The following is a 6578-nucleotide window of genomic DNA, read 5'->3' as shown; positions in this document are numbered from 1 at the left end:
GTGGTGGGAGGGTCGGTTGGGGGAGTTGGAGGAGTTGACGGGGCATCCGGTGCGGTGGCGTTACACCCGGCCGGGGGAGTCCGGTGGTCTTCCGCCGGCGGACGCGATGCTTGTCGCGCCGTTGACCACGACCAGTGCGTGTCGTTGGGCGGCCGGTATCACCGACACCCTGTCCCTCGGTCTGCCGGCGGAGGGTGTGCACCTGGGTGTCCCGGTGGTCACGATGCCGTTTTGGAGCACCGCTTTGGGTGCCCAGCCGGCTGTGCCCCGGGCGGTGGCCTGCTTGCGCGAACAGGGTGTCCGCGTGCTTCTCGGCGGCCCCGACGGCTACGAGCCGCACCCGCCGCGCACCGGCGACGCGGCGACTTTCCCCTGGGAGCGTGCCCTCGCGGCATTGTCCTGACCCGATGCCCCGACGGCATGGAACCTACGGCGACACCATGGTGCGCGCGGGCCAGTCCACCGAGCGGGCCGCGCTGATCCACCGGCACTCCAACCGGGAGCGTCAGCGGGAGATCGCCGACGCGCTGGATGCCAAGGTGCGTGCCGAGCGCGAAGCGGCGGCTCTGCGGGCGTGTGGTGAGCGCTTATCGGGCACGCAACGGGCACGCGGGCGGTGATGGGGTCTGCGCTCTCCCGGCAAACGCCGAGCCGTTCCGGTCGCCGGTCGAGTGGAGGTGTCCACGTGCTCCGAACGACTTGTGTTATGCATTTCGATGCATATATCGTTCAGTGCATGGATGAGGAGTATGTGATCGAGGTCGAGCCCGAGGTACGGGACTGGCTGGAGCTGCTCCCCCTCCGCCTCTACCGTCGCGTCGAGGACAAGGCCGATCGTCTGCTGGCGGAGCCCACAACGCTCGGCGAGCCGTACTCCCGCCATCTGGGAGGCAAGCTGCGGGAACTGCGGATGGTGCTCGACGGAGACGCTGTTCGCATCCCCTACTGGCTCGCGCCGGACCGGCGGATTGTTCTGCTCACCGTCTTTCGCAAGACCAGAATGCGTGAAGCCGCCGAAGTCGAGCGAGCCCATCAAGCCCAGAAAATCTGCGAGGCCGAACACGGCCCGGCACAGCACCTCTACGACCGCGTCAAGGAGGCGTGATGAACCACAGCCAGTGGAAGACGCGTCGTACCAAGCAGCTCCTCGGTGAGACTGTGGAATACGACCAGGAATATGTTGACGCCCGCCTTGCCGGCGACCTCGGCCAGGCCGTCCACGACCGGCGTGTCGAACTCGGCCTGTCCCAGACCGAGCTGGCCGAGCGTGCGGCGATGACCCAGCCCCAGATCTCCCGCATCGAGGGAGGCGACACCGTACCGACGCTTCCGCTGCTGCGTCGTCTGGCCAAGGCTCTGGACGGCTCGCTGAACGTGGCCCTCACCGCGGACGACTCCCGCGTCACCTTCACCCCTCACGCGGCCTGAATCCCACAGACCGCTCCACGACGAACCCCCAGGTCTGTGACCTGGGGGTTCGTCGTGGAGCGGGCGACGAGAATCGAACTCGCGCTCTGAGCTTGGGAATCACCGACGCTTCCACGCGGAAAGCCGCCCTGATCTGCGGAAACGCCTTCCTCGCCACCCGTCCCAGCGGGTCCGTGAACACCGCTGTTGACCGGTGTTATCCGCTCCGAAGGGCACGGATGGGGCACGCCCGTCACTCATCGGCCCCGCGCCCGGCGCAGGCACACGGAGCGAGCGACGATGTCGCATGCCTATCCGAAACCACCCCCGCAGGCGCGGGGAGCACGACGACGGCCCCCGGTACTGGTCATGACCACCGGGACCACCCCCGCAGGCGCGGGGAGCACCGTGCTGACCACCCACTGGTCCGCGATCATCGGGGTCCACCCCCGCAGGCGCGGGGAGCACAGCTACGAGACCCCGAACAACAGCCACGACCGGGGACCACCCCCGCAGGCGCGGGGAGCACGGTCCCGCCCAACCGTCAACAAACGATCGTTTGGGACCACCCCCGCAGGCGCGGGGAGCACTGGAGCGCCCCTGGAGCGGGGCCCTGGCGCCCGGGACCACCCCCGCAGGCGCGGGGAGCACTTGCCGGTCACCACCATGTCAACCGGGGCGGCGGGACCACCCCCGCAGGCGCGGGGAGCACATGCGCTCGGCGCGGTCGGAGACGTTGAGCTTGGGACCACCCCCGCAGGCGCGGGGAGCACGGGCCCCATTGGAGGTGGCAGGCGGCGCGGCCGGGACCACCCCCGCAGGCGCGGGGAGCACGCGGGGTTCCAACCGGGCGGCGGCGGGTCGCCGGGACCACCCCCGCAGGCGCGGGGAGCACACTTCCAGGAGTTCATCGCATCCGGCGGCACCGGGACCACCCCCGCAGGCGCGGGGAGCACCCGCGAGGAAGGGGATGTTCGGGGTGGAGATCGGGACCACCCCCGCAGGCGCGGGGAGCACCGCCGCAGCGGGGGCGGGACGGCGCGGGAGGCGGGACCACCCCCGCAGGCGCGGGGAGCACAGCTCCAGCTCCGGCGTCGCGGTGAGCGCCCGGGGACCACCCCCGCAGGCGCGGGGGAGCACCGGCGCCGCCGCGCCGAATGCGCCGACAGCCGGGGACCACCCCCGCAGGCGCGGGGAGCACAGCTGATCACGTCTCAGATCTGGGGTGACCGCGGGACCACCCCCGCAGGCGCGGGGAGCACGGGAAGTTCTCCTCGCACACGTGGGATCTGGAGGGACCACCCCCGCAGGCGCGGGGAGCACCTCGTCCGTCATCGCTCATCCCCCCGTCAGTTGGGACCACCCCCGCAGGCGCGGGGAGCACTCTCGCTTCGCCGCGCGCCACTCCCGGCCCGCGGGACCACCCCCGCAGGCGCGGGGAGCACCGCATCAGGGCCTCGCGCGCCGACTCGCAGTAGGGACCACCCCCGCAGGCGCGGGGAGCACCCGGACAGGATCACGACCGCGTACTGATCGCGGGGACCACCCCCGCAGGCGCGGGGAGCACCCCGATGCCGAGTTCGGCGTGCATGGCGTTGAGGGACCACCCCCGCAGGCGCGGGGAGCACCGGCCCGGATACAGCTCCCCCGTCCGCCGGTAGGGACCACCCCCGCAGGCGCGGGGAGCACGAGACGGGGCGCCTGCGGCAGATCGTGCGGGCGGGACCACCCCCGCAGGCGCGGGGAGCACGGGGGAGCACCTGCTGCGGGTAGCGGCCCTCGGGGACCACCCCCGCAGGCGCGGGGAGCACCGACTACGAGGAGGCCGCGTGATCCTCGACCTGGGACCACCCCCGCAGGCGCGGGGAGCACCACTCATGTCTTTTGCGACGGTGATATACGCCGGGACCACCCCCGCAGGCGCGGGGAGCACCCGTGTCCGATGGCGCTCTTTTCGTTCCACTTGGGACCACCCCCGCAGGCGCGGGGAGCACACGGGGAAGACCCGGGAGCGGGCCGCCGCGAAGGGACCACCCCCGCAGGCGCGGGGAGCACAGCGCCGCACGGCCGAAACGGAGGCTGCCGCCGGGACCACCCCCGCAGGCGCGGGGAGCACTCAGCACGGCCGCACTCGCGGACGCGGCCGGGGGGACCACCCCCGCAGGCGCGGGGAGCACGACGTGCTGGCAGCACTCCGGCAGGAGTTGGGGGGACCACCCCCGCAGGCGCGGGGAGCACCGGAGCTGACCGAGGCCGGGATCGTCTGCGGCGGGACCACCCCCGCAGGCGCGGGGAGCACGGCTGCCGATCGGGGCGAAGCTGCTGTGGCTAGGGACCACCCCCGCAGGCGCGGGGAGCACGGGTGAGCAGCTCATCACCGTTCGCGGGTGGGGGGACCACCCCCGCAGGCGCGGGGAGCACGGGTCGGCCCACAGCGGGTGGGGCTCCTTGAGGGGACCACCCCCGCAGGCGCGGGGAGCACCCGCCTGTCCGGGCCCGGCCCTGACCGCCTGGGGGACCACCCCCGCAGGCGCGGGGAGCACACTGCTCACACATGGACGCACGATGGCCGGAAGGGACCACCCCCGCAGGCGCGGGGAGCACATCTGTACTACCCCGACCACGTAGAGCACTTCGGGACCACCCCCGCAGGCGCGGGGAGCACAGGAGCCGACCTGCGTCTTTATCCCGCCGGGAGCCTGTTTTTACTCACTAGCAGAGATTCCGACATAAGGTGCAATCCTGGTCTTTCGCTCGAAAGGTTGAGCCGGTTTCCCGACCCTACCGGTTCCCGAAGCGCCGTCGTTTGGCCGCTTTGCTCCAGCCCTGGCGCGGGGGGTTCGGGGCCCGTGTCTCCCCGGTGGGCCGTCCGGCACTCGGGCGGTGGATCAAGGTCAGACCCTCGTGGTCGATGGGGTGCCAGGCGTGGTCGTGGCTCTCGAAGGTGAAGCCCTGTTCGTTGTTGGTCTGGTAGGCGAGCAGGGCTCGTCCCTTTCCCGAGTACTGGCGGACCTCGGCCCACAGGATGTCCCGTACGCGGGCCGAGGGGGCGCCCAGGAAGACTCCGGGGGAGATCTCCAGCAGCCAACGGGTGAGGAACCCGCGCAGGCCGCTGGGGCAGTTGGCGAGGATGATGACGGTCACCAGATGGGTTCCTCACCGTGGTTGCGCCCGCTTTCGACGTGGAGGTCCCCGTCGCCCAGCAGGGTCACCCGGTCCGGGGAGTCCCCCGTATCGCGGGCTCCGTCGTAACCGAGCAGGTTCCTGATGTCCTTCACGCAGCGGTCGAGGAGACCGGTCTGGTTGATGCGGTCCCGCAGCGCCCTGCGGGTGCGGGTGGCCACGTCCTCGGTGCCCTCCGCCGCCGCGTCGAAGGCGGCGGGAATCGCCACGTCGGTCTTGTAGAGATCGGCCACGTCCAGGACGAAGGAGCGCTCGTGGCCGGAGTGCACGAACCCCAGCCCCGGCGAGCAGCCCAGGGCGGTGACCACGGCGTGCGCGATGCCGTACATGCACTGGGCGGCGGCCGTCACCCCCTGGTTCGGTGCGTCCCCGGCGGAGAAGTCGTCGCGGTTGTACTCGCGGCGACGCCAGGGCACGCCGGTGCGGGCCGATTCCCGGCGGTAGCACTCCTTGAGGCGGCGGCCCTCCCTGCTGAGGAGTTCCTGGCGGGTGCAGCCGGCCGGGTCCTCGTCGGGGAAACGCAGGCGGTACATGGCCCGCGCCACCTCCAGGCGGGTGCGGCGGTTCGCCCACGCCGTGGCCTGCGCCTCGACCAGCCCGGAGGAGCGGGTCAGGGCCCGGCCGCCGGCGTAGAAGCGCACGCCCTGCTCGCCGACCCATACGACTCCGGCGCCGCACTCGCCGAGGACGGACATGGCCTGGTGGGTCACCCGGGTGCCGGGGCCCAGCAGGAGGGTGCCGATGGTGGCGGACGGTATGTGGGTCACCCCGTCGGCGTCCGTGGCGGTGATCGCGTTGTCCTCGCGGTGGACGGTGCACCGTTCCAGGTAGACGAACGAGACCCGATCGCCGATCCGGGTGAGGTCACGGGGTGATGAGGCGCTTCTGCGGCTGACGGTGCTCATCGCTCACCGCACCGGGGCGAGGGTCATCAGGCCGCACCCGTACGCCTTGGACTTGCCCAGTCCGTGGGTGAGGGTGCGGCGGAAGGCGTCGATGTCGGTGATGCGCAGGCGGCCGTCGAAGGTGACGCCGACGAAGCGGACATCGTGTCGCGGGGTGTTCTCGCCCCGCTTGCGGAACCGGAGGGGGGATTTGGTGTGCGCGATCACCTCGTGCTCGTCCCCGTGCTCGGTCAGTCGTTGGTCGGCCGGTTTCCGGGTGACCTCGAAGCCGGCCCGCTCCTGGCGCTGCAGCAGCCAGCGCACCTGGTGCTCCGGGGTCAGGTGTGCGGTCCGCTTCGTCTTGACCTCGCGGGTTTCCCCCGGTTTACGGGTGTGGTGAACGGGGTTCGCCGTGAGCCGGAACGCCCAGGTGTCACCCGTCGTGAGTCCGTCCAGGAACTCGCCGTAGGCGAAGGTCGTCCATCCCGGTTCCTCGATTGTGGGCCAGCCGGCCTGTTCGACGAGGTGCGTCAGGTCGGGGCGGGTGGGGCTGACCAAGAACAGGTCGGCCCGCCCCGACGTGTGGTGGTCCACCCGCCACAGCACCCGGGGTCCTTCGCCGTCCCGGGGTGGGAGTTCGGGGAAGGCCATGTTCACGGCGCCGTGCATGAAGTGGGGTGATCCGAGAAGCCGACGTGCCCCGGTGCGGGCGGTGTTGATGCGGAAACGCGTCAGGTACATCAGGAAGTCCTCGGGAGGCTCTCCGTCGCGCTGCCGGTGGGCGGATCGACGGGACGGAGGGCAGCGGTCGGATCGTGGCGTGGAGGGGCGTCGGTTTGTCCGGTGAGGACGCCCCGCAGGGCGTACTGCCGGTGGCGCGGGTCGAAGCTGACGGGCTTGTCCCGCAGGGACAGGTGCGGGGTCTGGTCCGGCGGGCAGTCGAGCAGCAGGTTCAGCGACTCGGGGCCGTCCGGGCCGCCCCCGTACCCCGCCGTTCGTGCGAGCTGCTCGACGTACCACTTGGACGCCTGCCACTCGGCTCCGCGCAGGGCCTCCTCCAGGGAGACGCCCTCCAGCGGCTTTCCCATGTCCAGGGGGCGGGAG

Annotated in this window: 7 protein-coding genes, 1 pseudogene and 1 CRISPR repeat array; of the genes and pseudogenes, 4 read left to right on the top strand and 4 right to left on the bottom strand. The window is 71.8% G+C overall.

All coding sequences use genetic code 11. The annotated features are described in order from the left end of the window. The 4 genes from FNQ90_RS08870 to FNQ90_RS08855 form a co-directional block, all read left to right on the top strand. Positions 1-403, top strand: a 403-nt coding sequence (locus FNQ90_RS08870) for a flavoprotein (protein ID WP_182605860.1), incomplete at its 5' end; no start/stop codon positions are given. 4 nt (positions 404-407) lie between these two features. Beyond that, entirely contained in the window at positions 408-620 is a 213-nt protein-coding gene (locus tag FNQ90_RS08865) for an integrase (protein ID WP_407699329.1), read from the top strand. A 116-nt stretch (positions 621-736) separates the two neighbouring features. Continuing rightward, entirely contained in the window at positions 737-1105 is a 369-nt protein-coding gene (locus tag FNQ90_RS08860; RefSeq protein WP_182605859.1) for a type II toxin-antitoxin system RelE/ParE family toxin, read from the top strand. Beyond that, the gene (locus FNQ90_RS08855) at positions 1105-1428 is read left to right on the top strand and encodes a helix-turn-helix domain-containing protein (RefSeq protein ID WP_143616319.1); all 324 of its coding nucleotides are present in this window, start codon (positions 1105-1107) and stop codon (positions 1426-1428) included. Before FNQ90_RS08860 ends, FNQ90_RS08855 begins: the two co-directional genes overlap by 1 nt. A gap of 296 nt (positions 1429-1724) precedes the next feature. Beyond that, a CRISPR array of direct repeats spans positions 1725-4072; the repeat unit is 29 nt; unit sequence GGGACCACCCCCGCAGGCGCGGGGAGCAC. A gap of 116 nt (positions 4073-4188) precedes the next feature. Here the strand turns inward: FNQ90_RS08855 and cas2e are convergent. The 4 genes and pseudogenes from cas2e to FNQ90_RS08835 form a co-directional block, all read right to left on the bottom strand. After that, positions 4189-4551, bottom strand: coding sequence for a type I-E CRISPR-associated endoribonuclease Cas2e (gene cas2e, locus FNQ90_RS08850; RefSeq protein ID WP_182605858.1), 363 nt, complete (start codon positions 4549-4551; stop codon positions 4189-4191). Next, positions 4548-5495 carry a type I-E CRISPR-associated endonuclease Cas1e gene (gene cas1e / locus FNQ90_RS08845; RefSeq protein ID WP_182605857.1) on the bottom strand — a complete coding sequence of 316 codons (948 nt, stop codon included), beginning with the start codon at positions 5493-5495 and terminating at the stop codon, positions 4548-4550. Before cas1e ends, cas2e begins: the two co-directional genes overlap by 4 nt. Positions 5496-5498: 3 nt before the next feature. Then, complete coding sequence (gene cas6e, locus FNQ90_RS08840) at positions 5499-6215, bottom strand: type I-E CRISPR-associated protein Cas6/Cse3/CasE (RefSeq protein WP_143623574.1); 717 nt, start codon at positions 6213-6215, stop codon at positions 5499-5501. Further along, positions 6215-6578, bottom strand: a pseudogene (locus tag FNQ90_RS08835) (type I-E CRISPR-associated protein Cas5/CasD); the annotation flags it as partial. The gene cas6e and the pseudogene FNQ90_RS08835, both read right to left, overlap by 1 nt.

Source organism: Streptomyces alkaliphilus, from assembly GCF_014141535.1.
Lineage (GTDB): Bacteria > Actinomycetota > Actinomycetes > Streptomycetales > Streptomycetaceae > Streptomyces > Streptomyces alkaliphilus.
Note: the sequence above shows the minus strand (reverse complement) of the source record. Positions and strands in the feature narration are given on the sequence as shown.

Coding starts and splice junctions, on each gene's coding strand:
- FNQ90_RS08865 (WP_407699329.1), top strand. CDS start 408: ATGCCCCGACGGCATGGAACCTACGGCGACACCATGGTGCGCGCGGGC.
- FNQ90_RS08860 (WP_182605859.1), top strand. CDS start 737: ATGGATGAGGAGTATGTGATCGAGGTCGAGCCCGAGGTACGGGACTGG.
- FNQ90_RS08855 (WP_143616319.1), top strand. CDS start 1,105: ATGAACCACAGCCAGTGGAAGACGCGTCGTACCAAGCAGCTCCTCGGT.
- cas1e (WP_182605857.1), bottom strand. CDS start 5,495: ATGAGCACCGTCAGCCGCAGAAGCGCCTCATCACCCCGTGACCTCACC.
- cas6e (WP_143623574.1), bottom strand. CDS start 6,215: ATGTACCTGACGCGTTTCCGCATCAACACCGCCCGCACCGGGGCACGT.